Source organism: Nocardia sp. NPDC055050, from assembly GCF_053608345.1.
Window position 1 is genome coordinate 132,457 of record NZ_JBSGVG010000005.1, and the last position, 26,180, is coordinate 158,636.

Here is a 26,180-nt window from a genome sequence, read left to right on the forward strand (position 1 = left end):
GTCGCGGAGGAACCTCAGCTCGCCGAAGCGACCGCGATCACTGTGTCGCCGAGCCGGGCCACGGTGTCCGGGTCGCTCCACGACCCCGTGATCGACACACCGTCGGCCACCACCTCGGCGCCCGCCTTGCGCAATCGATCGGCCAAGTCCTGATTGATCACCTCACCGGGCCCTACCGTGATCACCGCGACCGGCTTGCCCCCGACGGCCGGCGCCGAGTCCGGATTGGCCAGCCACGCGATCACACTCGCCGCCAGCGGCGCCACGGTCTCGCCCTCGGCCGCGAACAGCAGCACACCGTCGGCTTCCAGCGTGGAGCGGCGCAGCTGGTTGGCGATCAGTGGCCGCCCGTCCTCGGTGTCGATCGCGGCACTGTAGGCGGGCAGGGTATCGAGCTCGGCCAGGCTCACCACGTCGATGTTGTTGCGGATCGCGATCTGCTGGGCCTCGGTCGCCAACTGCTGCGCCGTGGACGTCTCGCCGGGTTCGGCGATGAGTGCGAGCAGATATGACATCGGTTGCCCCCTACTTCGCGCGCTCGATATCGCCGATCGACGCCAGTGTCTTTCGCATGTGCTGGTTCATTGCCATCTCCTCGACAGAGTTCAACTCGACGGTGTGACAGTCACTTTCACGCTCTTCATCATCGGCTGATCGCTCTCGGTGCTGTAATCGCCGATCGCGCACAGCACATTCATTTCCGGCATGTACCCGGCGGCGCAGCCCGGCGGAATGTCATAGGTGACGACCTTGTACTTGGAGAGCGATCGCGTCGACCCGTCACGGGCGGTACTGGTGATGTCGACCTCGTCGAACTCTTTCAGGCCGCGGTCGCGCATATCGCGAGAGTTCATGAAGACCAGCGTGCGCAAGTTCTTCACCCCGCGGTAGCGATCGTTGTTGGTGTAGATAGTGGTGTTCCACTGGTCATGGGAGCGCTGCGTCGCCAGGGTGAGCACCCCGGCCGGGTTGGTCGTGTCGGGCAGCGTCGCGGCGGAGAACTCCGCCTTGCTGGACGGGGTGAGGAAGATCAGCTCCCGTGCGGGTTGCCGGATCCGGAATCCGAGTCCCAGTCGCACCCGCCGGTTGTAGTCCTCGAAACCGTCCAGGACCTTCGACATGGTGTCGCGGATGCGGTCGTAATCCTCGACGTAGTACTCCCACGGCGTCTTCGTCTCGGGCAGTGCGGCTTTGGCGATACCCGCCAGAATCGCGGGCTCCGACAGCAGATGCGGCGACGCGGGCTTCTTCATGCCCTTGGACAGGTGCACCACGGCCATGCCGTTCTCCATCGAGACCACCTGCGGGCCGCTGCGCTGCTCGTCGTATTCGGTGCGCGCGAGGCAGGGCAGAATGAGCGCGTGTTTGCCGTGCACGACGTGGCTGCGGTTGAGCTTGGTGGAGACCATGACGGTGAAGTCGGCCTTCTGGAACGCCTCGAAGGTGTATTCGCTGTCGGGCGCGGCCTGGACGAGGTTGCCGCCCATGCTCATGAAGAACTTCAGCTTGCCCTTCTGCAGCGCCTCGATGGCGGAGACGACGTCGTAGCCGTTGGCGCGCGGCACGTCGATCTCACAGACCTTGGCCAGCCGGTCGAGGAATGCGGCGGGCGGATTGTTGTCGATGCCGCACGTACGGTTGCCCTGCACATTGCTGTGCCCGCGCACCGGCGACGGTCCCGCGCCTTCGCGACCCAGGTTGCCCCGCAGGAGCAGCAGGTTGACGATCTCGCGGATCGTCTCCACGCCGTGCTCGTGCTGGGTGACGCCGAGACACCAGCTGATGATGCTGCGGTCGGAGTCGCAGTAGATGCGGGCGGCCTTGCGGACCTCGGCCTCACTCAGGCCCGACTCGGTCTGGATATCGGCCCAGGTGGTCGCCTCGACTTCGCGCACGTACTCGTCGAAGCCGACGGTGTAGCGCTCGATGAACTCGTGGTCGAGAGCCTTCTCGTCGGTCGCGGACTCTTCGAGGACGGCCTTGGCCATGCCGCGGATCAGCGCGAAGTCGCCGCCGATGCGCACCTGGAGGTTGAGCGTGCCGGTCTTGGTCGGGTGGAAGGTGGCCATCGCGAGGAAGTCGTGCGGGATGATCGTGTTGCGCGAGCCCGCTTCGATCAGCGGATTGACGTGCACCACCTGGGCGCCGCGTTTGTAGGCCTCGGCGAGCGAGGTCAGCATGCGCGGCGCGTTCGAGGCGACATTGAGGCCCATCACGAACAGCGCGTCGGCCTTGTCCCAGTCCTCGAGGTCGCAGGTGCCCTTGCCGGTGCCGAGCGAGGCCTGTAGAGCTCGGCCGCTGGCTTCGTGGCACATATTGGAGCAGTCGGGCAGATTGTTGGTGCCGTACTCGCGCACCATCAACTGGTAGAGGAACGTCGCCTCGTTGGCGAGTCGGCCCGAGGTGTAGAACGCGGCCTCGTTCGGGTCGGGCAGCTCGCGCAGCGCCTTGCCCACCATCTCGAACGCGTCGGCCCAGCTGATCGGCACATAGTGGTCGGTCTCGGGGTCGTAGACCATCGGCTCGGTGAGCCTGCCCTGGTCCTCGAGGTCGAAGGAACTCCAGGTGGCCAGCTCGGTGACGGTGTGCTGGGCGAAGAATTCGGGAGTGCACCGCTTGTGCGTCATCTCCCAGGTCACGTGCTTGATGCCGTTCTCGCACACGTCGAGGACCAAACCGTCGGTGGCGTCGGGCCACGCGCAGCCCGGACAGTCGAAGCCGCGTTCCTGATGGTTCATCTTCAGGATGGCCTTGGTGCCGATGAACGGCTCGTGTTCCTTGCCGACCATGAACTTTCCGACCGCGATCGCCGCGCCCCAGCCCGCCGCCGGATGGTGGTAGGGCTCGGCTTTCGGCACGGCCGCCCGGTCTGCTGCTTCGCTCGGGCCCCGATCGGGATCCCAGATGGTGTGCGGACCGTCAGCCATGTCAGATCTTCCCTTCGCGGTGAATGCGGGTCGAGAAAGATGTGCCCTGTCCAGTGCCTCGGTTGGATTCTCTACCGTCGAGATCACGGAAGGGCGTAGGTAACTTTCGTCGTGTCGCTCGGCGGCGTCCAAGTCCGATTTCCGACCGGTCGATCGGTCGCGCTTATCACCCCCGCCATAGCGCCGTTTTCGCCGGTGCGACCGGGATCACCGCAGGTTGACGGCGTGCGCGCGGATCGTGCAGGCTTGATCATCGGCCCTACGGGCATGTCCCGCGACCGACTTCGGAGGAACCCTTGCGCACCACGCGAACACGGGCGCGCCCGATTTACCGACGGTTCGTCACCGAGATCGATCATCTGCCGGCCGCCCGCGTTTTCGTCGGTCTCGCGATCCCCGGCCTCGTGCTGATCGCGGTGGGCCGCACCGACCTGCTCGTCTACGCGGTCTTCGGTTCCTTCACCGGGATGTACGGCTTCGCGGAATCGCCGCGCCGGCGCTTGATCCACCAGAGCGAAGCGGCGGTGATGCTGGTCGGCGCCGTCGGCGCCGGCATCCTGCTCGCGCGCCTGCACGCCCCTCCCGCGGTGCTGGTGTCGGCGGTCGCGGTGTTCGCCGCGGTCGCCTCGCCGATCACCGACCGCCTCGGCTTGCGACCGGAGGGGCCGTTCTTCGGGATCTTCGCGTTCGGCGCCATCGCCATGGTGGCCGGGGCGCAGCGCGATCCGCTCCTGGCATTGGTGCTGTGCGCGGGCACCGCGGTGCTGTGCGTGATCGTCGGCTATCTCGAGTCGACGCGGCGAGTCCGCCGGGCCGGCATGTGTGCGATGCGGATACCGATCCCGCCGCATCGCACCGGAGGGGTGTCGTACGTGCAGGCGGGACGCTACGCGCTGGCGATCTCGATCGCCGGCGGGATCGGGCTGCTGCTCGGCGTCGGCCATGCCAATTGGGCGATGGCGGGCGCCGCGGTGCCGCTGGCCGCCGCCAGCTCCCGTGACCGGATCACCCGCGGCATGCACCGGGTGGTCGGCACGTTCATCGGACTCGCGGTCACCGCGCCGCTGCTGATCCCGGGTCCGAGCCCGGCGATGCTCGGCCTGGCGATCATCGCGCTGCTCTACCCGACCGAATTGTTCATGGCCCGCCACTACGCGGTGGCGATGGGCTTCTTCACGCCGCTGATCATGTCGATGACCGAACTGGCCGATCCGTCCGATCCGCTCACGTTGCTCACCGAACGCGGAGTCGACACGGTGATCGGCGTCGCGGTGGGAATCGCTGTCGCCCTGCTCATTCGCGAACCCGCTACCCCCGCGTTACCCACCTTCGAGACGCCGGTATGCGAAACGTTGCATACTGTCGGCATGGCTGACGACAACGAGTGGTACTACTGCCTCAAGCACCACAAGGCCGAACAGGGCAAGGCCTGCTGGTACGGCGACCGGATGGGCCCCTACCCGGACCAGGCCACCGCCGAGAAGGCGCTCGAGATCGCGAAGGCGCGCAACAAAGCAGCCGACGACCAGGACGACTGACCCGCTCTCCGAATGCTGTTCCGTCAGCTCGAATACTTCGTCGCGCTCGCCCGGGAACGGCATTTCGCCCGGGCGGCGAAGGCCTGTTACGTGTCGCAGCCCGCGCTGTCGGAGGCGATCCGCAAACTCGAACACGAACTCGGCGTGCCGCTGGTCCGCCGCGCGCGCACGTTCGAGGGTCTCACCCCCGAGGGCGAGCGGCTGGTGCTGTGGGCCAGGCGGATCATCGCCGACCGCGAGGCGCTCGAACACGAGGTCCGCGCATTGCAGACCGGTCTCACCGGTGAACTGCGGATCGGGGTGGTGCCCGCGGCGTCGAGCACCGTCGCGCTGCTCACCGACCCTTTCTGTACCGAACATCCGCTGATGCGGGTGCGGGTCGAGACGAGTCTGCGCTCGCCCGACATCGTCGAACGGATTCGCCGATTCGAGCTCGACGCGGGCATCGTCTACGCGCAGGGTATCGACACTTCGGGCCTCACCCTCACCCCGCTCTACGCCGAACGCCACGTTCTCGTCGCGGGGAGCGCGCTCGTCGCGGGCCGCACCGAGATCTCCTGGGCAGACGCGCTGGAACTGCCGATGTGCCTACTGCCACCGGGGATGCGCGGTCGTCAGCTGATCGACGACGCGCTCGCGACACTGGGCCTCACCGCGGCGCCCCAACTCGAGAGCGACTCGGTGGCGACACTGCTCGAGCACGCCCGCACCGGGCGGTGGGCGTGCATCGTGCCGCAGCCGTGGGTCGCGGCGCTGGGACCCACCGCCGACATCCGGGTGTTCGAACTCGCCGACCCGGTGGTCACCGCGCAGATCGTGCTCGTCACCGCGGCGGTCGAACCCGGCTCGGTGCTCACCACCGCGCTGATCGGCACCGCGCGGGCCACCGACTTCGCCGTCGCGCCGCGCCCGACAGCGGGCTGATCCCATTCAGCTATGACCGGGCAACCGTTGGGTACTGTGCACGACCATGACCACCCGGTCACGACGACGATCAAATCCGTCGCCGGACTCGCCACCGGTTGAGCGTTGATCCATCGCGCCGATCACCTGATCGGCAACCCGTGTTTGATCAGAACCCGCACAGTGAGCAGAGTCATGGGATGAGCAGAGTGACCGCACGGCGCAAGACGATCCGCCTGTCCCCGGCCGGGCGGATTCAGCGACCCGACACGCTCGCCGTCGAGGAGCCGCTCGAGATCCGGGTCGACGGCCGATCGCTCACCGTCACCATGCGCACCCCCGGCAACGACATCGACCTCGTCCACGGCTTCCTGTTCGGTGAGGACATCATCGGCTCGGCCGACGACATCGTCACCGCGCGCTACTGCGCGGGTACCGACAGCGACGGTCGCAACACCTACAACGTCCTCGATCTGCGCCTGCGTAATCCCGTGCCGATCCACACCCGCAATTTCCTCACCACCGGCGCCTGCGGCCTCTGCGGTAAGACCGCGCTCGACGAAGTGCGTACCCGCACCCGCTTCCCGATCCCGCGCGAATCGGTGTCGATCAGCACCGACACCCTGACCGACCTGCCGAAACAGCTACGCGCCGGGCAGAAGTTGTTCGAGGCCACCGGGGGCTTGCACGCGGCGGGTCTGTTCACCACCGACGGCACGCTGCTGGCCCTGCGTGAGGACATCGGCAGGCACAACGCCGTCGACAAGGTGATCGGCTGGGCCGTGCGCGAGAACCGGGTGCCCGCGCACGATCTGGTGCTGGTGGTGAGCAGTCGCGCGTCGTTCGAACTGGCGCAGAAGGCGGTGATGGCCGGGATCCCGATCCTGGCCGCGGTGTCGGCGCCGAGCGTGCTCGCCGTCGACTTGGCCGCCGAGTCCGACCTCACACTCGTCGGCTTCCTGCGTGCCGAAACGATGAATATCTATACGGGCGAACACCGTCTGACCTGAGGGTTCGGTGCTCGAAGTGGGCGATCGGCATATGTCGCAGTACGGTAACGGTACGGGTCGCCAGCACCGAACGCCCCGGGGGAGTTTACAAACGAAAATGCTTCACATAATGAATAATGAACGACGCCATCACGTCCGGGTGGTGCTGTCCGCGTTGCTGGGCGTGGTCGTGCTCGCGACCGCGGGTTGCGGTACCGAGCCGAAGGCCGCCCGGCCGAGCGTGACCACCACGGTTCCCGTCGCCGATCCCGGCGCCGACAACGGCACGATCTCGATCGCGGTACCCGGCAGCCTGGCCGCCGATTTCAGCGAGCTCCAGCAGGGTTTCCGCGGGAGCGCGGGGCTGGCGATCATGCCGGTGGGCGGCAAGAAGATGGTCACCTTCGGCAACTGGTCCTCCGGTCCGGCCTGGTCGACGATCAAGGTGCCGCTGGCCATCGCGGCCCTGCGTAACAGCGCTTCCTACTCGTCGTATGCCTCAGCGGCAATCACCGCGTCGGACAACGGCGCCGCCGACACCCTGTGGGCCTCGCTCGGCAGCGGTGCCGACGCGGCCAAGGCGGTGGAGGGCGTGCTGCGCGAAGGCAGCGACACCCGCACCACCGTGCCGGCCACGCGCACCCGTGCCGACGCGTCGGTCTACGGTCAGGCCGAATGGACACTGGCCGACCAGGTGCGCTTCGCCTCGCAGCTGCCGTGCATCCCGCAGAGCGAGCGGGTGGTCGGGCTGATGCAGCAGATCATCGCCAGCCACCACTGGGGTCTGGGCGCGTTCGGCAGTGCCGAGTTCAAGGGCGGGTGGGGGCCCGACCCGGCGGGGAAGTACCTGGTCCGTCAGTTCGGTCTGATCGACTCGCCCACCGGCCGGATCGCGATCGCCTTCGCCGCACAACCGGATTCGGGCAGTTTCAACGACGGTATGGCCATGCTCGACAAGATGGCGACGCTCATCTCGGGGCACCTGAGCGAGCTGGCCGGAGGTCACTGCCCCTGATCGAGGCCGGTGCGGCAAGATGAACGCCATGCGCATCGGAGTCTTGACCGGAGGCGGAGATTGTCCAGGTCTGAACGCGGTGATCCGGGCTGTGGTCCGCACCGCGAACGGCCGCTACGGCGATGCCATCGTCGGTTTCGAGGACGGGTGGCGCGGCCTACTCGAGGATCGAAAGATCCGCATTCACAACGACGATCGCACCGACCGCCTGCTCACCAAGGGCGGCACGATGCTCGGCACCGCACGCACCAACCCCGAGGTGCTGCGCGCAGGCCTGCCCAGGATCCAGCAGACCCTCGACGACAACGGCATCGAAGCGCTGATCCCCATCGGCGGCGAAGGCACCCTCACCGCCGCGAGCTGGCTCGCCGACGAGGGCGTGCCGGTGGTCGGCGTGCCCAAGACCATCGACAACGACATCGACTGCACCGACGTCACCTTCGGCCACGACACCGCGCTGTCGATCGCCACCGAGGCCATCGACCGTCTGCACACCACCGCCGAATCCCATCAGCGGGTGATGCTGGTCGAGGTGATGGGCCGCCACGCCGGCTGGATCGCGCTGAACTCCGGGATCGCCGCGGGCGCCCACTTGACCCTGGTGCCCGAGGAGCCGTTCGACGTGTCGCAGGTGTGCGCGATGATCAAGGCCCGCTTCCAGCGCGGTGACAAGAGCTTCATCTGCGTGGTCGCCGAGGGCGCGCATCCCGCGCCGGAATCCGGATTCGCGTTGCGCGAGGGCGGGATCGACGAGTTCGGCCACGAGCGGTTCACCGGCGTCGCCCAGCAGCTGGGGTCGGAGATCGAGCGCCGCATCGGCAAAGAGGTTCGCACCACGGTGCTCGGCCATATCCAGCGCGGTGGCAGCCCCACACCCTACGACCGCATTCTCGCGACACGGTTCGGGGTACACGCGGCCGAGGCGGTGCACGCGGGGCATTTCGGTCAGATGGTGGCACTGCACGGCACCAATATCGGGCTGGTTCCGCTGTCGGAGGCGACCAAGCAGCTCAAACGCGTTCCGCCGGAACGGCTCAGCGAGGCGTCGGCGTTCTTCGGCTGATATCGGCGCCGGTTCCTCCGACATTGTCGGTGCGCGTCGGTACCGTGGGTTCATGCGCACCGGTCGAGTGATCGTTTCGGTTCTTGTCGTCGTCGCCGCGCTGGTGGCGGGGTGTTCGGGGGCCTCGGACGACGCGGCCGCCCCCACTGTGTGGGGCAGCTGGCACGGTGACATCGAGGTACCGGGGCAGCCGATCTCGATCGGGGTGAGCTTCGCCGAGGACGGATCGGCCACCATCGACATCCCGGCGCAGGGTGTGCGCGACGCGCCGTTGAAAGATGTACGCACCGAACCGGACCGGGTGGAGTTCACCATCCCCGACGCGCCGGGTGACCCCGGCTTCCGCGGCAAGCTCGACGGCGACCGGCTCACCGGTGACTGGGTGCAGTCCGGGGAGAAGGCTCCGGTCACGCTGCAGCGCGGCAAGATCGAGAACCTGCCCCGCCCGCAGGACCCGAAACCGCCGTACCCGTACCGCAGCGAGGACGTCACCTATCGCAACGGCGACATCACCATCGCGGGCACGCTCACCGAACCCGAAGGTAGTGGCCCGTTTCCGGCGATGCTGCTGATCACGGGCAGTGGCCCGCAGGACCGCAACGAAGAGCTGATGGGCCACCGCCCGTTCCAGCTGCTCGCTGACACCTTCACTCGCGCAGGCTATGCCGTGCTGCGCACCGACGACCGTGGTGTCGGCGGCACCAGCGGCACTCTCGACGATGCCACCTACCCCGACCTCGCCGCCGACGCGGCCGCGGGCCTCGCGTTCCTGCGTACCCGCCCCGAGATCGATCCCGCCCGAGTGGGTCTGTTCGGGCACAGCGAAGGCGGCTACCTCGCCCCGATGGTCGCCGCGCTGCCCGGCAGTAATGTCGCCTTCGCGGTTCTGATGGCAGGCCCGTCGGTACCCGGCGCCGACGTGCTGATCGAGCAGAACAAAGTGATCATGGCCTCGACGGGCGCACCGCAGGGCCAGATCGACCAGCAGGTCGCCTACGTCAGTGAATGGTCGAGGCTGTTGCGCGCGGGCGATATCGAGGGCGCGCGGGCTTTCACCCAGCGGCACAACGACTCCCTGCCGGTGGCCGAACGCGCGCCCCAGGAGGTGGTCGACGGGTTCAACACCCCGTACATGACCTCGTTCATCACCCACGACCCGAAACCGACGCTACAGGCGCTGCGCGTGCCGGTGCTGGCGTTCTTCGGCGACAAGGACCAGCAGGTCATCGCTACCCAGAACGAAGGCCCGATGCGCGAGAACCTCGCCGCCGCTCCCGACGCGACCGTGCACACCTTTCCCGGCCTCAACCACCTGATGCAGCCCACCGCGACCGGCAAGCCGAGCGAGTACGCGACCATCGAGACGACCATCGACCCGGCGGTGCTCACCTACGTCACCGGGTGGCTCACCCAGCGCGTCCCGCCCCGCTAGGACCACCGGCCGAGTGCGTCAGCGGGCTTACCTAGACTGGGCGTCATGAGTGCACCCACGGTCGAGTTGATGGATTACGCCGATGTCATCTCCCGGTACGAGCCGGTGCTCGGCATGGAGGTCCACGTCGAGTTGTCCACGGCGACCAAGATGTTCTGCGGTTGCCCCACCGAGTTCGGCGCCGAACCCAATACCCAGGTGTGCCCGGTGTGCCTCGGCCTACCCGGCTCGCTGCCCGTAGTGAACGAGAAGGCCATCGAATCGGCCATCCGGATCGGCCTCGCGCTGAACTGTTCGATCACCCCGTGGGGCCGGTTCGCGCGCAAGAACTACTTCTACCCCGATCAGCCGAAGAACTACCAGATCAGCCAGTACGACGAACCGATCGCCACCGAGGGCTACCTCGACGTGACCCTCGACGACGGGTCCATCTTCCGCGTCGAGATCGAGCGCGCGCACATGGAGGAGGACACCGGCAAGTCCCTGCACGTCGGCGGCGCGACCGGACGCATCCACGGTGCGAGCCACTCGCTGCTCGACTTCAACCGCGCGGGCGTGCCGCTGATCGAGATCGTCACCAAGACCATCACCGGTGCCGGTGAGCGCGCGCCCGAGGTGGCCCGCGCCTATGTCACCGCGCTGCGCGAGGTGCTGCGCTCGCTGAACGTGTCCGACGTGAAGATGGAGCAGGGTTCGCTGCGCTGCGACGCCAACGTGTCCCTGATGCCGGTCGGCGCCAAGGAATTCGGCACCCGCACCGAGACCAAGAACGTGAACTCGCTCAAGAGCGTCGAGGTCGCGGTGCGCTACGAGATGCGTCGTCAGGCCGCGGTGCTCACCGCCGGCGGCGAGATCATCCAGGAGACCCGCCACTTCCAGGAAGCCGACGGCTCCACCGCCGCTGGTCGCCGCAAGGAAACCGCCGAGGACTACCGCTACTTCCCCGAGCCCGACCTCGAGCCTGTCGCCCCGGCCGCCGAGTGGGTCGAGGAGCTGCGCGCCACCATCCCCGAATACCCGTGGCTGGTGCGCGCCCGGATCCAGGCCGACTGGGGCCTGTCCGACGAGGTCATGCGCGACCTCGTCAACGCGGGCGCCCTCGACCTCATCATCGCCACCGTCGACGCGGGCGCCCCCGCCAACGAGGCGCGCTCCTGGTGGGTCGCCTACCTGACCGAGAAGGCCAAGGAACGCGACATCGCCCTCGCCGACCTGCCCATCACCCCCGCCCAGGTCGCCGCGGTGATCGCGCTGGTGGAAACCAAGACCGTCAACAACAAGGTCGCCAAGCAGGTCGTCGACTTCGTCCTCGCCGGTGAGGGCGAGCCCGCCGCCATCGTCGAGGCCAAGGGCCTCGGCATGGTCAGCGACGACTCGGCCCTGCAGGCCGAGGTCGAGAAGGCCCTCGCCGCCAACCCCGACATCGCCGAGAAGATCCGCTCCGGCAAGGTTGCCGCCGCGGGCAAGATCGTCGGCGACGTCATGAAGGCCACGCGCGGCCAGGCCGACGCCGCCCGCGTCCGCGACCTGGTCATCGCCGCCTGCAGCTGAGGATGAGAAACGGCCGCCCGGACTGCTTTCGCAGTACGGGCGGCCGCTTCCTTTCCTAGTCCGGGCCGCCTGCTCCACCCTGCGGGGGTGGGATGCGGACCACGCGGTCGTCGAATTCGCCTGGCTCGCCATCGGTCTTGTTGGTGGTGGTGACCCAGATGCTGCCGTCGGCGCTGGCGGTGGCGCCTAGGAACCTGCCGTACTTGTCCTGCGCGATCAGGGTGGGGGCGGTGGTGACGGCGAACGTAGTGGGGTCCGCGGCGACGGCGGCCAGCGCCTTGCCCTCGCTGAGTGCGATGCCGACGCCGTCACCGGTGGCCGTGCAGCCGCCGACGCCGGGACGGTCGGGCCAGGTCCAGGAGACGCTGAGGGTGCCGTCGGGGCTCAGGTGCTGGAGCCGGTCCTCGGCGGCGGTGCGGTCGGTGACCCACATGCCTTCCTTGCCGTCGCGGCAGATGTCGCCGGCCGAACCGATGCCCGACGCCACCACCTGTGGGTTGTTCGTACCCGCCGACGGCGACTCCAGGCGAAGCAGCTTGCCGCCGAGCGAGCCGGGATCGGCCGCGGCGCCGGGGTTTCCGGCATCACCGGTGAGGATCATCAGCTGCGTCGGCGTCGACCATTCCAGTGCGCCGCGATTTCCGTCGGCGCCCTTGGGAATCCCGGTGAGGATCGGCTTGGCCGCCCCGCCCTTGGACAGGCGCACGACCCGATTGTCGCTGCCGGTGGTGATGTAGGCGTACATCAGCCCGTCCTCACCGAAGGTGGGGGAGAGCACGATATCGGAGATGCCGCCGTCGGCCGACCCGTCGACGGGCACGCTGGCGATCTCCACCGGCGTCTCCTGCGGTGTGCTCGCGTCGACCGGTTTCACCTGCAGGATCCGCCCCGTCTTTCGCTCCGCGACGAAGGCGCCCTCGCCCACCGCGATCAGCCCGGCCCCCGATTCCATGCAGGTGGCGATGACATTGGGATCGGGATCGATACACGGTCCGGTCGGTCGCGGCGGCTGCGAGGGGTCCTCCTGCGGCTTCTTCGGTTCCGCGCCGGACCCACCCAGTTGCGGTTCGGTGGTGAACGGACTCGACGCCGACTCGTCGAAACGGGCGCACCCGGCTAGCAAAACGGCGCTCAGTGCCACCCCGACTGCCACGCGGCCCGCGATTCCCGAACTCATAGGTCAGACGTTACCGGCAGCGGTGCGGGCCTGACACGCCCGTCGCGTCCGAATGCGGCTGCCCGGACGCGACCGGAAGTCGAGCGGGGCTGACACGCCCGTTGCGAGGAAGGGCGGCACACCGGGACGGCACGTCATAAGGTGAGTCGGTGACCGACAAGTCGAATGACACTCCGAAGGCCGAAGGTTCGGCACCGGCCGGGCAGGGCGCGTCGGCGGCGGGTCGCCCGGTGACCAGCCCGTTCGATTCGCCGACGACGCAGATGCGCAAGCCGGATCCGAAGGACATCCCCCGCACCGACGAGGATCTCGGTCTCGACCCCGGTGATGAGGTTCCCGGTGCGAGCACCGCGCAAACCGGCCGTGGCGGTGGCGACGAAGATTACGGGTACGCGACGATCCCGCCCGCGTCGGCGGCCTCGGCGGGCACCGTCCGCTTGCAGCGCCGCAACCGCGAGGCTCGCCGCGGCACCCTGGACCTCGGCCTGTTCGTGCTGCGCCTGGTGGTCGGCTACACCTTCATCTACCACGGTCTGCAGAAGCTGACCGGCTGGTTCCACGGACCCGGCCTAGACGGCACCAAGACCATGATGGAAAGCGGCGGCTGGGACTACCCGTCACTGTCGACCGCGCTGGTGATCGCCGGTGAACTCGGCGGCGGCATCCTGCTGGTGATCGGCCTGGCCACCCCGCTCGCCGCGGGCGCTGTCCTGGCCACGATCCTGAACGCGTGGATGTGGAAGCAGGGCATGGTCCCCGGCTTCCAGTACAACGCGGGCACCCCCACCGGCGTCGAACTCGACTCCGTCCTGGCCGGTTCCGCCCTGGCGATCATCCTCACCGGCCCCGGCCGCTGGTCCTTCGACCGCACCCGAGGCTGGGCCACCCGACCCTCCTACGGTTCCTTCGGGGTCGTCGTCCTGGCTGTCGCCGCCGCCATCCTCACCTTCTGGTTCCTCCACGGCGGCAATCCCTTGAAAGGCATCGGCCCCTTCTGATCCGACTTTCCGCGTCTTTGGGTCAGATCCAGGGGCGCGGTGCGTCGATGACGCGGCAACTCGGTGAGCCGGTACCCGGTGAGTTGCCGATGTCCTCACGACATCAGTGGTCGCGATGGTGCGGGTTCAGTCAGGTGGGCGGTCATGGTGGCGTGCACGTCGGCCAGGAACGACTCGAATCGTCGCAGCTCCTCGGGGGAGTATTTCCCCATCACCGACTCTTCCACCTTCGTGCCGAGTGGGCCGAAGAAATCGTTGGCGAGAGTGTGGATGCTGGGTGTGCTGCGCAGTGTGATCACGCGACGGTCGTCGTGTTCTCGGCTGCGCACGATATGACCGGCCTGTTCCAGCCGGTTCAGCAGTGCGGTGGTGGCGCTGTTGGACAGCGAGATCCGTTCGCTGAGCCGTGCCGGTGACAGTGTGGTCCCGCGTTCCTCGGCGGTGAGGATCTCGATCAGGGCCTCGGCATCGGTCGAGTGCAACCCGAGCCAGGTCGCGAATCGGCGGGCGAGTTCCCGGTAACTCGCGCCGTAGGCACGCATTCCTTCGTGGATTCGTTCGTACTGGGCGCGAGCGTCCGACTGGCTCATAGGTTCCTTTCGCATCGTTTGACATCCTATTGCCCTCAATATACTTTGACTATGGAAATATTCCACCATGGAAATAGGAGTGTGCGATGAGTCAAGAGTCGTCCCTTCGTCGATGGCTCGGCTTGATCGCCATTGCCCTCGGCGTGGCGCTGATCGTGGTCGACACCACGATCGTGAACGTGATCATCCCGTCGATCATCGAAGACCTGGACACGGGTTCCACCGAGGCGCAATGGATTCAGGAGTCCTACGCGATCGTCTTCGCGGCGCTGCTGCTGGTGGTCGGCCGGGTAGCGGACATGGTCGGGGCGCGCCGGGTGTTCGTCACCGGTGTGGTGGTGTTCGGCGCGACCAGCATCCTGGCCGGGCTGGCACCGGACGGCGGACTGCTCGTCATCGCCCGATTCCTGCAGGGCGCGGGCGCGGCGATGATCCTGCCGACCTCGCTCGCCCTGCTCAACGCCACCTTCACGGGCAAAGCCCGTGGTCAGGCCTTCGCGGTATGGGGTTCCACGATCGGTGCGGCCGCCGCGCTCGGTCCGCTGCTCGGTGGCTGGTTGGCCGAGCATGTGTCGTGGCGCTGGGCGTTCGGCATCAATGTGCCCCTGGCTGTGCTGATCGTGGTCGGTGTGCTGGCGTGCATCGCGCCGTCGCCGAAGGTCGCCGGTCGACTCGATGTGCTCGGCTCGATCCTGTCGGTGCTCGGCCTCGGGCTGCTGGCCTTCGGGTTGGTCGAGGGCCGCACCTACGGCTGGATCACCACCGTCCATCCGATGGGGATCGCCGGATTCACCTGGGAGAGCGGGCCGTCGCCGGTGCTGGTCGCGCTCGTGCTGAGTGTGCTCGCGCTGGGCGGGTTCGTCGTCCGGCAGGTGCTGTTGCGCCGCGGCGGCAATGCCGACAAGGCGCTGATGGACCTGAGCCTGTTCTCGTTGGCCTCGTTCCGCAACGGCAATATCGCGACGCTGATCATCGGCCTCGGTGAGTTCGGCATCGTCGCCGTGCTCCCGCTGTGGCTGCAGTTCACCCTCGGTTACAGCGCCCTGCAGTCCGGTCTGGCCCTGGTGCCGATCGCCATCGGCAGCTTCATCGCCAGTGGTGCCAGCTTCGGGATGGCAGGGAAGGCCTCGCCGCTGAACATGGTCCGCCTCGGTCTGGGGCTGGAGGTCGTCGGCCTGGCCGCGCTGGGCTTCTTCGCCGCCACCGACAGCTCATGGTGGTCGATCGCGCTGGTCCTGTGTGTGTACGGCATCGGCGTCGGTTTCGCTACGGCGCAGGTGACCAACGTCGTCCTCGCCGACATCCCCGAAGCCGACAACGGCCAGGCGTCCGGTATCCAAAGCGCCTTCCGTCAACTGGGTTCCGCCCTCGGCATCGCACTGCTCACGACGATCTTCTTCACCACGCTGAGCTCGAATGTCGAAGACGATCTCACCGCGGTCGGTACGCCCCCGGCGCAAGCCCAGCAATACGCGCACGCCATCACCGGCAGTGCGGGCGCGGCGATCGAAGGCTTTGCCGCCCAACCGGATACGCAGGAAGTAGCCACCGCCGGTCGATCAGCCATGACCGCCGGCGTCAACCTCGGCGCCTACCTGGCCGCGGGCTTCGTCCTGCTCGGCCTCGTGGCCACGGCCCTGATTCCCTCCCGAACCGGCCGCGACGACGAGTCGTCGACGTCGACAACACAACCCGCGCTCGTCTGACAGCAGGACAGTCCGCCCCGCCCGTGAATCGCAACCCGTGATTTCGCAAGAACATGGGTAACTTGCCGGGATCGGGCTACCCGATAACAGGCTCGCCGCCGGTCGCATCAACGACTGGCGGCGAGCCTGAATCTGGCCTGAATACGCGGGGAGGCGGCTACGGCACCTGACGAACGGCACCCTTGTCCGCCGACGTGGCGAGCGCCGCGTAGGCACGCAGGGCGGTGGTGACCGTGCGGTCGCGGTTGACGGGCTGCCACGGGCGCTCCGAGGCCTCCATCTTCGCGCGGCGCTCGGCCATGACCTCGTCGGAGACAAGCACTTCCAGCGCGCGGGTGTGCACATCGATGCGGATGCGGTCGCCGTTCTCGATCAAGCCGATGGCACCGCCCGAGGCGGCCTCGGGGGAGATGTGACCGATCGACAGCCCCGAGGTGCCGCCGGAGAAGCGGCCGTCGGTGATCAGCGCGCACACCTTGCCGAGACCGAGACCCTTGAGGAACGAGGTCGGGTGCAGCATCTCCTGCATGCCCGGACCGCCGGCGGGGCCTTCATAGCGGATGACGACCACGTCACCGGGCTGGATCTTCTTGCCGAGGATCATCGACACCGCGTCCTCCTGCGACTCGACCACCACGGCCGGGCCTTCGAAGGTGAACAGGTCTTCGTCGATGCCCGCGGTCTTGAGGATCGCGCCGTCGGGAGCGATATTGCCGCGCAGCACGCACAGCCCGCCTTCGACGGTGTAGGCGTTCTCGACGTCGCGGATGCAGCCACCGGCGGCATCGGTGTCGAGCGAGGACCAGCGGTTGCTGGTGGAGAACGGTTCCACTGTGCGCACGCCACCGGGGGCGGCGTGGAAGAGCTCGATGGCCTCTTCGGATGCCTTGCCCGAGCGCACATCCCAGGTGTCGAGGTATTCCTCGAAGGAGGCGGTGTGCACGGTGGTGACGTCGGTGTCCAGCAGCCCACCGCGACGCAGCTCGCCGAGGATGGCCGGGATGCCGCCGGCACGGTGCACGTCTTCCATGTGGTAATCCGAGTTCGGCGACACCTTCGACAGGCACGGCACCTTGCGGCTGATGTCGTCGATGGTCTGCAGGTCGAAGTCGATCTCGCCCTCCTGTGCGGCGGCGAGGGTGTGCAGCACGGTGTTGGTCGAGCCGCCCATGGCGACGTCGAGGGCCATCGCGTTGCGGAAAGCCTTGGCGTTGGCCACGTTTCGGGGCAGCACCGAGGCGTCGTCGTCCTGGTACCAGCGCTTGGCGATATCGACGATCACCGTGCCCGCCCGCTCGAACAGCGCACGGCGCGCGGAGTGGGTGGCGAGGGTGGAACCGTTGCCCGGCAGCGCGAGGCCGAGCGCCTCGGTCAGGCAGTTCATCGAGTTCGCGGTGAACATGCCCGAACACGAACCGCAGGTCGGGCACGCGGACCGCTCGACTTCGTCCAGTCCTTCGTCGGACACGGCCTGGTTCGCACTCGCGGAGATCGCGCTGACCAGGTCGAGCGGCGCCTGCGCGACACCGTCGACGATCACCGCCTTACCGGCCTCCATCGGCCCGCCGGAGACGAACACGGCGGGGATGTTGAGACGCATCGCGGCGTTGAGCATGCCGGGAGTGATCTTGTCGCAGTTGGAGATACACACCAGCGCGTCGGCGGTGTGGGCGTTGGCCATGTACTCCACGGAGTCGGCGATGATCTCGCGCGAGGGCAGCGAGTAGAGCATGCCGCCGTGACCCATGGCGATGCCGTCGTCGACGGCGATGGTGTGGAACTCGCGTGCGATGCCACCGGCGGCGGCCACCGCCTCGGCGACGATCTCGCCCATGTTCTTGAGGTGCACGTGACCGGGCACGAACTGGGTGTAGGAGTTCGCGATCGCGATGATCGGCTTACCGAAATCGGAATCGGTCATGCCGGTCGCGCGCCAGAGTGAGCGCGCGCCCGCAGCATTGCGGCCGATGGTGGTGGTGCGTGAGCGAAGCGGTGGCATGGAAGTCCTCGTGATGTCGCTGGGTGCGTGGCGAGCGTGCGCACAGGGGGCTGACCTGCGTGGCACGTGCGCGATCGCGGTGCGTCCGGCAGCCCTTCACGTTACTCCGGCGAGCGATGGTCGCATCGCGCCGGTGGTGGCGTGCGGGGGAGCGGGAACCGGGGCTCGAGGCGGGAGTGTCGCTCCGTGAGGTGTCGCCGCGGTGGTGCCGTCGGCGCGGGGTGCCCGGTCGCCGTCAGCTTACCGGTACAAGGATCGCGCCGACGTGCTCATTCCCACAGTGCCCACGGTCACTGCTCGGTCTTCGGCTCCGCGGCCGGTTCGGCCTTCGCCTCCGACGCTGCAGCTTCGGGCTCGGCCTTCGCGTCGGCTTCCGCCTTCGCCGCGGCCCGCTCGGCGGCGAGACGCTCGGCTTCGGCCGCTTCGGCGGCGGCGAACACATCGGGCAGGCGCCCGCCGGACGCTTCGATCAGCTCACGCAACCGGTCGTAACCGACGGCAGGCAGCTTCACCTCGGATTCGTCGTCGAGCCGGGCGCGCACAGAGCCGCGCTTGGGAATGCTGATCCCCTTGATCCGCGCCCAGTCGAGGTGCTTCGTGCTGGTCATCGAGCTCAGATCCAGCCCGGACTCGGACACGGTCGTGTGCGTGCGCACCACCCACCACACCGCGATCACCGGGGCCAGCAGCAGCGGCCACAGGACGGCCGGCCACCCGACGAACGGGAAGAACACGCAGAACGCCAGCACCAGTACGCCGATATAGGCCAGGCGGGGAACGCCGATCACGTGCACACCCGGCGTCGGCGTGTTCGTCCGGCGCGGCATCAGCAGCCAGACGACCACCGCGACGGGCACGATCACCCCGATCCGCACCCCCAGCGACCAGTCCTGCACCGTGCCGACGACGATGAAGACCAGGTAGGCCAGCACCACCGCGCCGATCGCCGCGAGCCGCCCCGGACTGGCCGAGCGCAGGCCGCCGGGTCGCGACGGGCGACCCGTATCGGTTCCCTCGTCGGTGGTGTGGGACGATTTAGCCGGTGGCACGGACTGATGCGGTGATGACACCCTCCTATCCTCGCATCTTGGTACACGGACCCACGCAACCACTCGAGTCCCACAGAATGGGACCGGAGCGGAAAGCCTGTTTGACTCGACGCACTACGCGCGCCTAACGTCGTATGCGTGATTCGAAACGAGCTCGTAATCGGCCGGCGCGTCCAGCGCTGAGCCTGACACCTAGTCAATACGTCAGCTCGCGTTTGCGACGCGCCACCCTCGAACAGCCATGCGCTGGGCGGGGGCTTTTTTGTGTTCGGGCGAATGCCAGCGGCCCTGTCGGGTCAGTCCGAGTCAGAACGAGACAGTGAGGAACGAAGACGGTGAGTGCACCAACCGCACGACCCGGGCCATCGGCCCGCAGGTCAGCGCCTTCAGCTACCCCTGGTAGCCCGGCGACCAACCCCGCCCGCCGCCAGGTCGCGCCCGAGCGCGTGACCGGCGCCCAGTCGGTGGTTCGGTCCCTCGAAGAGCTCGACGTCGACACGGTATTCGGCATTCCCGGCGGCGCGGTCCTTCCTGTCTACGACCCGCTGTTCGACTCGAAGAAGGTCCGCCACGTCCTGGTCCGGCACGAGCAGGGCGCCGGTCACGCGGCGACCGGTTACGCGCAGGCCTCGGGCAAGGTCGGTGTGTGTATGGCCACATCCGGCCCCGGCGCGACCAACCTGGTGACCCCGCTGGCCGACGCCCAGATGGACTCGGTCCCGATCGTGGCGATCACCGGTCAGGTGCCGTCGAGCCTGGTCGGCACCGACGCGTTCCAGGAAGCCGACATCTCGGGCATCACGATGCCGATCACCAAGCACAACTTCCTGGTCTCCGACGCCGCCGAGATCCCGCGCACCCTGGCCGAGGCGTTCTACCTCGCCGCCTCGGGTCGCCCCGGCGCGGTCCTGGTCGACATCACCAAGGACGCGCTGCAGGCCCAGACCACGTTCTCGTGGCCGCCGGAGATGCGTCTGCCCGGCTACCGCCCGGTCACCAAGCCTCACGGCAAGCAGGTGCGCGAGGCCGCCAGGATGATCCTGGAGTCCAAGCAGCCGGTGCTCTACGTCGGTGGTGGCGTCATCAAGTCCGACGCCTCGCCGGAACTGCTCGAGCTGGCCGAACTCACCGGCATCCCGGTGGTCACCACGCTGATGGCGCGGGGCGCGTTCCCCGACAGCCACACCCTGAACATGGGCATGCCCGGCATGCACGGCACCGTCGGTGCCGTCGCCGCGCTGCAGAAGTCGGACCTGCTGATCACCCTCGGCGCCCGTTTCGACGACCGCGTCACCGGTCAGCTGGACTCCTTCGCGCCCGATGCGAAGGTCATCCACGCCGACATCGACCCGGCCGAGATCGGCAAGAACCGCCACGCCGACGTCCCGATCGTGGGCGACGCGCGTGAGGTGATCGTCGAGCTGATCGAAACCCTCAAGGCCGATCCGCAGGCCGGCGACGCACCGCTGCTGAACCTCACCGAATGGTGGGCCTACCTCAGTGGCATCCGCGAGAACTACCCGCTGGGCTGGAAGACGCCCAGCGACGGCTCGGTCTCGCCGGAGTACGTCATCGAGACGCTCGGCCGGCTCGCGGGCCCCGAGGCCATCTACTGCGCCGGCGTCGGCCAGCACCAGATGTGGGCCGCGCAGTTCATCAAGTACGAGAACCCGCGCACCTGGCTCAACTCGGGCGGTCTCGGCACCATGGGCTACTCGGTGCCCGCTGCCATGGGCGCCAAGATGGGCGCGCCGGACAAGGAAGTCTGGGCGGTCGACGGTGACGGCTGCTTCCAGATGACCAACCAGGAACTGGCCACTTGCGCCATCGAGGGGGTGCCGATCAAGGTCGCCCTGATCAACAACGGCAACCTGGGCATGGTCCGTCAGTGGCAGACCCTGTTCTACGAACAGCGCTACTCCAACACCGATCTCGGCACGCATTCCCTGCGCATCCCCGATTTCGTGAAGCTGGCCGAGGCGCTGGGTTGCGTCGGCATCCGGGTGGAGAAGGAGTCCGAGGTCGAGGACGCGATCCGCCAGGCCCAGGCCATCACCGACCGCCCGGTCGTGATCGACTTCATCGTCGGCAAGGACGCCCAGGTGTGGCCGATGGTCGCCTCGGGCACCAGCAACGACGAGATCATGTTCGCCCGCGGTATCCGTCCGCTCTTCGACGAGGACGAGTCGGTCTCCGAACCGGCCGTCATCCACGAGGCGATGGAACGCGAGCAGGCCACCTCCGAGAAGGGCGACGACGAATGAGCACCACCCACACCCTGAGCGTCCTCGTCGAGGACAAGCCGGGCGTGCTGGCGCGAGTCGCGAGCCTGTTCTCGCGCCGTGGCTTCAATATCGAATCCCTGGCCGTCGGTGGCACCGAGATCCCCGAGATCTCGCGGATGACGATCGTCGTGACCGTCGACGATCTGCCCCTCGAGCAGGTCACCAAGCAGCTCAACAAGCTGATCAACGTCATCAAGATCGTGGAGCAGGACGCCGACGCCTCGGTGGCCCGCGAGCTGATCCTGGTGAAGGTGCGCGCCGACGCGTCGGTGCGCACGCAGGTGATCGAGGCCGTGCAGTTGTTCCGCGCCAAGGTGATCGACGTGTCGCCCGACGCGCTGACCATCGAGGCGACCGGCACCCGTTCCAAGCTCGACGCGCTGCTGCGCATGGTCGAGCCGTACGGGATCCGCGAGATCGTGCAGTCCGGTGTCGTGGCCGTCGGCCGCGGCCCCAAATCGATCACCGCGACCCGCTGAACCTCCTTCAGCAACCTCCGCGATAACTTTTCCTAACCGCATTCATTCAGAAGGGACCAACCAAAGTGGCAGTCGAGATGTTCTACGACGACGACGCTGACCTGTCGATCATCCAGGGCCGCAAGGTCGCCGTGATCGGTTACGGCAGCCAGGGCCACGCGCACTCGCTGAGCCTGCGCGACTCCGGCGTCGACGTCCGCGTCGGCCTGGCCGAGGGTTCGAAGTCTCGCCCGAAGGCCGAAGAGGCCGGTCTGACCGTCGGCACCCCCGCCGAGGTCTCCGCCTGGGCCGACGTGATCATGGTGCTCGCGCCCGACACCGCGCAGGCGTCGATCTTCACCAACGACATCGAGCCCAACCTGAAGGACGGCGACGCGCTGTTCTTCGGCCACGGCCTCAACATCCACTTCGGTCTCGTCAAGGCTCCGGCCGGCGTCACCGTCGCGATGGTCGCCCCGAAGGGCCCCGGCCACCTGGTGCGTCGTCAGTTCGTCGACGGCAAGGGCGTTCCGGCTCTGATCGCTGTCGATCAGGACCCGACCGGCGAGGGCCAGGCCCTGGCGCTGTCCTACGCCAAGGGCATCGGCGGCACCCGCGCCGGCGTCATCAAGACCACCTTCAAGGAAGAGACCGAGACCGACCTCTTCGGTGAGCAGGCCGTGCTCTGCGGTGGCACCGAGGAACTGGTCAAGATCGGTTTCGAGGTCATGGTCGAGGCGGGCTACGCCCCCGAGATGGCCTACTTCGAGGTTCTGCACGAGCTCAAGCTGATCGTCGACCTGATGTACGAGGGCGGCATCGCCCGCATGAACTACTCGGTCTCCGACACCGCCGAGTTCGGTGGCTACCTGTCGGGCCCGCGCGTCATCGACGCCGGTACCAAGGAGCGCATGAAGGCGATCCTGACCGATATCCAGGACGGCACCTTCGTCAAGCGCCTCGTCGCCAACGTCGAAGGCGGCAACAAGGAGCTCGAGGGTCTGCGCAAGGAGAACGCCGAGCACCCGATCGAGGTCACCGGCGCCAAGCTGCGCGGCCTGATGAGCTGGGTCGACCGCCCGATCACCGAAACCGCGTAAGGTTTCACCGCGTCTCGAAGGGCCCGTTCGCCACGTGCGAGCGGGCCTTTCGGCATTGTGACGTAACCTGGTGGCGTGACGGAAGGAACGCCAGCGCAGAGACTTCGGCTTGCCCTGGAGATGTCGGAATTCGGCGTGCAGATGTACCGTACGCGGATGCGCCGGATGCATCCGGATGCATCCTCTGCCGAGATCGCGGACAAAGTCGCATCCTGGCTCCTGTCCCGGCAAGGCGTTGAAGACAAAGCTGGTCGGTCATCCGCCAGGTTTGCGTGAACGCCCTCGAATCAGCGCTGCGGCGTGCGCGAGCTGACATCGACAGCCTGGGCTACCGCTGGGCCCTTGTCGGTGGCTTCGCGGTCTCGGCGCGCTCGATTCCCCGATTCACCCATGACATCGACCTCGCGGTCGCAGTAGCCGATGATGGCGACGCGGAAGCGCTGGTGCGCAGCATGTTCGACGCGGGCTACACCATGCACGCGTCTGTCGAACACGACAACGGACGACTCGCCACGATCCGTCTGCGCAGAAACTTCGACGGCGTCCCTGTCTTGGTTGATCTGCTCTTCGCAAGTTCAGGAATCGAGCACGAGATCGCCGCCGGGTTGACCGCCCGATCACCGAAACCGCGTAAGGTTTCACCGCGTCTCGAAGGGCCCGTTCGCCACGTGCGAGCGGGCCTTTCGGCATTGTGACGTAGCTTGGTGGCGTGACGGAAGTGAAACCAGCCCAACGATTTTGGTTCGAGCCGACCGGGGTGGGTGTGTCATTCGCGTCACGGATCTGAACCCTGTACCGTCGGCTGACCTCGGTGGCGGCGATCTCGCGATTCCGTTCGAGCTGCCCGACGGCGATGTCGGCTTCATCTGGGGGGACTCGTTCTCCGGGGACGGCCCGTACGGCCCACCGATGGGCGGCATCGGGAACTGGCGTTCCCCCATCATCACTCGTACGTCTCAACGCGACCCTGCCGAGCCGATCGTCATGGCCACCTCGCCGGGTACCGACGGCCGCCAGCTGTGGGACTACCAGCACGACAACGCCGAGTACTCCACCGTCCTGCCGTGCGACGCGATGACCGTCGACGGCCGGATCTACCTGTGGGTCATGTACACCCAGGGCCTGGGCAACGAGAAGTGGTGCGAGGTATGGACATCCGACGACAGCGGTGTCACCTGGGCGCGCAGCGGTTCGAAGTTCTGGTGCGGCGCGTTCGACGGCAAGCGGGTCATGATCTCCTGGGCCAAGGACCCGCACAGCGACTGGGTGCACATCATCTCCACCGGCGGCCTGGCCAGGAACAAGGACATGCTGCTGTGGCGCGCGACGGTCGACGGCCTGTCCGATCCGCACGCCTGGCAGGGCTGGGGCTGGGACGGCGGCAACTGGGCCTGGAACCGTGAGCCCACACCGATCCTGCCCGGTTGGCAATTCGGTGAGATCTGCCTGCGCTATGTCGAGAACAGGGCCGTGATCTCCGGATTCGACGCGGGGGACTACTCGATCTTCGTCAAGGTCGGCGACCGCATCGACAACACGAACTGGATCACGACCCACACACACCGGCCGATCACCGGGATGCCGCGCGGTGTCGACACCGTCGCGCGCCTGTACGGCGGCTACATACACCCCTACAGCAGGCTCGAAGACGGCAAGTTCACCCTCATCGTCTCCGAGTGGGCGCAGAACGGGAATCCCTATCGGGCGACCCAATTCACCTGCACCGGGATTCACCGGAAGGTGCTCGTCCCGGCCCCTGACCCCGAACCGACGCCCGAGCCCTGGCCGACTCCACCGCCGGACCCGCATCGGACCTGGTGGCAGGAGCTCGTCCGCCGAGTCGACGAGTGGCGCAGGCGCCTTGGTCCGTAGCGCCACCCGCCCCCTTGCTGTCGGCGGTCGATAGCGGGAGTCTCGCTCGATGAGTTGTTCGTGTTTGCTGGGTGGTGGCGCACTCTGTCACCGCATGGTTACCCGCTGGTCCTTGCCGTGGTGGTCCAGTAGCGCGAGACTTGCTCGATGACGACGGTTGAGGATTTCGATCGGCAGGCGGCGGAGGTCGGTAAAGCGGCGCGGAAGCGGGTTTCTCGTACCGCGTTGGGGGAGTGGAAACCGGAGCCGGGCCGGGAGGACCCGGTGGCGATTCTGCTGAAGCAGAACGCGAAGCGGGTGCCGAGCCTGGTGCCGATCCGGATGGCGCGAATGGCAGTGTCGCCGTTCACCTTTCTGCGTGGTGCCGCGGCGGTCATGGCCAATGACCTCGGATCCGGTCCCGATACCGGGCTCATCGTGCAACTGTGCGGTGACGCGCACCTGTCGAACTTCGGACTCTTCGGCACTCCTGAACGCAATCTCGTGTTCGATGTGAACGACTTCGACGAGACGCTGCCCGGCCCGTTCGAGTGGGACGTCAAACGCCTGGTCGCCAGTGTCGCGGTCGCGGCGCTGGGCAACGGCTGTTCGGATGAGGACGCGGCCTCGGCGGCGGAGGCCACCGCCCGCGGCTATCGCGAGGGCATCGAGGCGATGGCTGAGCAGGACAGTCTCGAGATCTGGTACGACCGGGTCGACTCTGACATGGTCCTCGAGCTGGTCCAGAAGAAGAAGGGCCGCAAGCTGGCGGAGAAGACGATCGCCTCGGCCAAGAAGCGCACCAGCCTGCAAGCGCTGGACAAACTCACCGAACCCGATGCCGACGGCATTCCGCGGATCAAGAATCAGCCGCCACTGCTGGTACCCATCACCACCCCTGACGCGGCGACCGTGACGGCGCTGTTCGCCGAATATCGGCGCACCCTGCCCGACCACATGCGCGTGCTGCTCAACCGCTACACCTTCGTCGAGGCCGCCGTGAAGGTCGTCGGGGTCGGCAGTGTCGGCACCCGGTGCTTCATCGCGCTGCTGATGGACAAGGAGTCCGGCGCTCCGCTGTTCCTGCAGTTGAAGGAGGCCGACACGTCGGTGCTGGCGCCGTATCAGAAGGCGAGCCGGTACAAGCACCAGGGACATCGCGTCGTCGCCGGTCAGCGCTTGATGCAGGCGTCGAGCGACATCTTCCTCGGCTGGGCCACCGGCCCCGAGGGCGTGCATCACTACTGGCGTCAGTTCCGCGACATGAAGGGCTCCGTCGATATCGACAATCTGACCCACCGGCAACTGTCCAACTATGGCGCCGTCTGCGGTGGCGTGCTGGCCCGGGCTCACTGTCGCTCCGGTGATCCGCTGGCCATCGACGCCTATATCGGCGGCAGCGAGAAGTTCGACACGGCTCTGAGCGATTTCGCGATGTCGTATTCGGATCAGAGCAAAGCCGACTACGGCCTGCTACAGGCCGCGATCAAGGACGGCCGGGTCGAGGTGGCCGACAACCCGTACTGAGGCCGAACAGGCGGCGTCGGAG

The 26,180-nt window shown here is 67.4% G+C and carries 22 protein-coding genes; 16 read left to right on the forward strand and 6 right to left on the reverse strand.

Features of this window, described 5'->3' with window-relative positions:
- Positions 1-14: 14 nt before the first annotated feature.
- On the reverse strand, positions 15-515 hold the full coding sequence (locus tag ACWGCN_RS07555) for an NADPH-dependent FMN reductase (RefSeq protein ID WP_452460281.1): 501 nt from the start codon (positions 513-515) through the stop codon (positions 15-17).
- 90 nt (positions 516-605) lie between these two features.
- Positions 606-2,927, reverse strand: coding sequence for an FdhF/YdeP family oxidoreductase (locus tag ACWGCN_RS07560; RefSeq protein ID WP_452460282.1), 2,322 nt, complete (start codon positions 2,925-2,927; stop codon positions 606-608).
- Between the two features lie 296 nt (positions 2,928-3,223).
- Between ACWGCN_RS07560 and ACWGCN_RS07565 the strand changes: the two genes are divergently transcribed.
- The 7 genes from ACWGCN_RS07565 (at position 3,224) to gatB (ending at position 11,418) form a co-directional block, all read left to right on the forward strand.
- A complete protein-coding gene (locus ACWGCN_RS07565; RefSeq protein ID WP_452460283.1) occupies positions 3,224-4,465 on the forward strand; it encodes an FUSC family protein in 1,242 nt (413 codons plus the stop codon).
- A gap of 12 nt (positions 4,466-4,477) precedes the next feature.
- On the forward strand, positions 4,478-5,389 hold the full coding sequence (locus ACWGCN_RS07570) for a LysR family transcriptional regulator (RefSeq protein WP_452460284.1): 912 nt from the start codon (positions 4,478-4,480) through the stop codon (positions 5,387-5,389).
- A 179-nt stretch (positions 5,390-5,568) separates the two neighbouring features.
- Positions 5,569-6,378, forward strand: coding sequence for a formate dehydrogenase accessory sulfurtransferase FdhD (gene fdhD / locus ACWGCN_RS07575; protein WP_452460285.1), 810 nt, complete (start codon positions 5,569-5,571; stop codon positions 6,376-6,378).
- Between the two features lie 109 nt (positions 6,379-6,487).
- Positions 6,488-7,372: a hypothetical protein gene (locus ACWGCN_RS07580; protein WP_452460286.1), complete on the forward strand. Its 885-nt coding sequence runs from the start codon at positions 6,488-6,490 to the stop codon at positions 7,370-7,372.
- 28 nt (positions 7,373-7,400) lie between these two features.
- Positions 7,401-8,435, forward strand: coding sequence for an ATP-dependent 6-phosphofructokinase (locus tag ACWGCN_RS07585; RefSeq protein WP_378633402.1), 1,035 nt, complete (start codon positions 7,401-7,403; stop codon positions 8,433-8,435).
- 52 nt (positions 8,436-8,487) lie between these two features.
- On the forward strand, positions 8,488-9,867 hold the full coding sequence (locus ACWGCN_RS07590) for an alpha/beta hydrolase family protein (RefSeq protein ID WP_452460287.1): 1,380 nt from the start codon (positions 8,488-8,490) through the stop codon (positions 9,865-9,867).
- A 45-nt stretch (positions 9,868-9,912) separates the two neighbouring features.
- The gene (gene gatB, locus ACWGCN_RS07595; RefSeq protein WP_378991617.1) at positions 9,913-11,418 is read left to right on the forward strand and encodes an Asp-tRNA(Asn)/Glu-tRNA(Gln) amidotransferase subunit GatB; all 1,506 of its coding nucleotides are present in this window, start codon (positions 9,913-9,915) and stop codon (positions 11,416-11,418) included.
- A 55-nt stretch (positions 11,419-11,473) separates the two neighbouring features.
- Here the strand turns inward: gatB and ACWGCN_RS07600 are convergent, their stop codons facing one another.
- Positions 11,474-12,595 carry a PQQ-dependent sugar dehydrogenase gene (locus ACWGCN_RS07600; RefSeq protein ID WP_387442016.1) on the reverse strand — a complete coding sequence of 374 codons (1,122 nt, stop codon included), beginning with the start codon at positions 12,593-12,595 and terminating at the stop codon, positions 11,474-11,476.
- 149 nt (positions 12,596-12,744) lie between these two features.
- Here ACWGCN_RS07600 and ACWGCN_RS07605 point away from each other — a divergent pair, with 149 nt between their 5' ends.
- Positions 12,745-13,593 carry a DoxX family protein gene (locus tag ACWGCN_RS07605; RefSeq protein WP_378997063.1) on the forward strand — a complete coding sequence of 283 codons (849 nt, stop codon included), beginning with the start codon at positions 12,745-12,747 and terminating at the stop codon, positions 13,591-13,593.
- A gap of 95 nt (positions 13,594-13,688) precedes the next feature.
- On the opposite strand, the gene ACWGCN_RS07610 is transcribed toward ACWGCN_RS07605, so the two are convergent.
- A complete protein-coding gene (locus tag ACWGCN_RS07610; protein ID WP_378997061.1) occupies positions 13,689-14,183 on the reverse strand; it encodes a MarR family winged helix-turn-helix transcriptional regulator in 495 nt (164 codons plus the stop codon).
- An 86-nt stretch (positions 14,184-14,269) separates the two neighbouring features.
- Here ACWGCN_RS07610 and ACWGCN_RS07615 point away from each other — a divergent pair, with 86 nt between their 5' ends.
- Positions 14,270-15,889, forward strand: coding sequence for a DHA2 family efflux MFS transporter permease subunit (locus ACWGCN_RS07615; RefSeq protein ID WP_378997059.1), 1,620 nt, complete (start codon positions 14,270-14,272; stop codon positions 15,887-15,889).
- Positions 15,890-16,046: 157 nt separating this feature from the next.
- Here the strand turns inward: ACWGCN_RS07615 and ilvD are convergent, their stop codons facing one another.
- Both ilvD and ACWGCN_RS07625 read right to left on the reverse strand, forming a co-directional pair.
- Positions 16,047-17,888, reverse strand: a complete 1,842-nt coding sequence (gene ilvD, locus ACWGCN_RS07620; protein WP_378992058.1) for a dihydroxy-acid dehydratase — start codon at positions 17,886-17,888, stop codon at positions 16,047-16,049.
- 290 nt (positions 17,889-18,178) lie between these two features.
- Positions 18,179-18,958 (reverse strand): PH domain-containing protein, encoded by a 780-nt coding sequence (locus ACWGCN_RS07625; protein ID WP_452459054.1) that lies wholly within the window; start codon positions 18,956-18,958, stop codon positions 18,179-18,181.
- Between the two features lie 314 nt (positions 18,959-19,272).
- On the opposite strand from ACWGCN_RS07625, the gene ACWGCN_RS07630 reads away from it, so the two are divergent.
- The 7 genes from ACWGCN_RS07630 to ACWGCN_RS07660 all read left to right on the forward strand — a co-directional run bounded on the left by ACWGCN_RS07630 (position 19,273) and on the right by ACWGCN_RS07660 (position 26,158).
- The gene (locus tag ACWGCN_RS07630) at positions 19,273-21,201 is read left to right on the forward strand and encodes an acetolactate synthase large subunit (protein WP_378992061.1); all 1,929 of its coding nucleotides are present in this window, start codon (positions 19,273-19,275) and stop codon (positions 21,199-21,201) included.
- Positions 21,198-21,701, forward strand: coding sequence for an acetolactate synthase small subunit (gene ilvN / locus ACWGCN_RS07635; RefSeq protein WP_019048314.1), 504 nt, complete (start codon positions 21,198-21,200; stop codon positions 21,699-21,701). Before ACWGCN_RS07630 ends, ilvN begins: the two co-directional genes overlap by 4 nt.
- A 77-nt stretch (positions 21,702-21,778) precedes the next feature.
- Positions 21,779-22,780 carry a ketol-acid reductoisomerase gene (gene ilvC / locus ACWGCN_RS07640; protein ID WP_174551969.1) on the forward strand — a complete coding sequence of 334 codons (1,002 nt, stop codon included), beginning with the start codon at positions 21,779-21,781 and terminating at the stop codon, positions 22,778-22,780.
- Between the two features lie 75 nt (positions 22,781-22,855).
- The gene (locus tag ACWGCN_RS07645; RefSeq protein ID WP_452459055.1) at positions 22,856-23,056 is read left to right on the forward strand and encodes a hypothetical protein; all 201 of its coding nucleotides are present in this window, start codon (positions 22,856-22,858) and stop codon (positions 23,054-23,056) included.
- The gene (locus ACWGCN_RS07650; RefSeq protein ID WP_452459056.1) at positions 23,053-23,475 is read left to right on the forward strand and encodes a nucleotidyl transferase AbiEii/AbiGii toxin family protein; all 423 of its coding nucleotides are present in this window, start codon (positions 23,053-23,055) and stop codon (positions 23,473-23,475) included. The genes ACWGCN_RS07645 and ACWGCN_RS07650 overlap by 4 nt, the downstream gene beginning before the upstream one ends.
- Positions 23,476-23,518: 43 nt before the next feature.
- Positions 23,519-24,652: a DUF4185 domain-containing protein gene (locus ACWGCN_RS07655; RefSeq protein WP_452459057.1), complete on the forward strand. Its 1,134-nt coding sequence runs from the start codon at positions 23,519-23,521 to the stop codon at positions 24,650-24,652.
- A gap of 147 nt (positions 24,653-24,799) precedes the next feature.
- Positions 24,800-26,158, forward strand: a complete 1,359-nt coding sequence (locus ACWGCN_RS07660; protein ID WP_387442034.1) for a DUF2252 domain-containing protein — start codon at positions 24,800-24,802, stop codon at positions 26,156-26,158.
- The last annotated feature ends 22 nt before the right edge of the window (positions 26,159-26,180 follow it).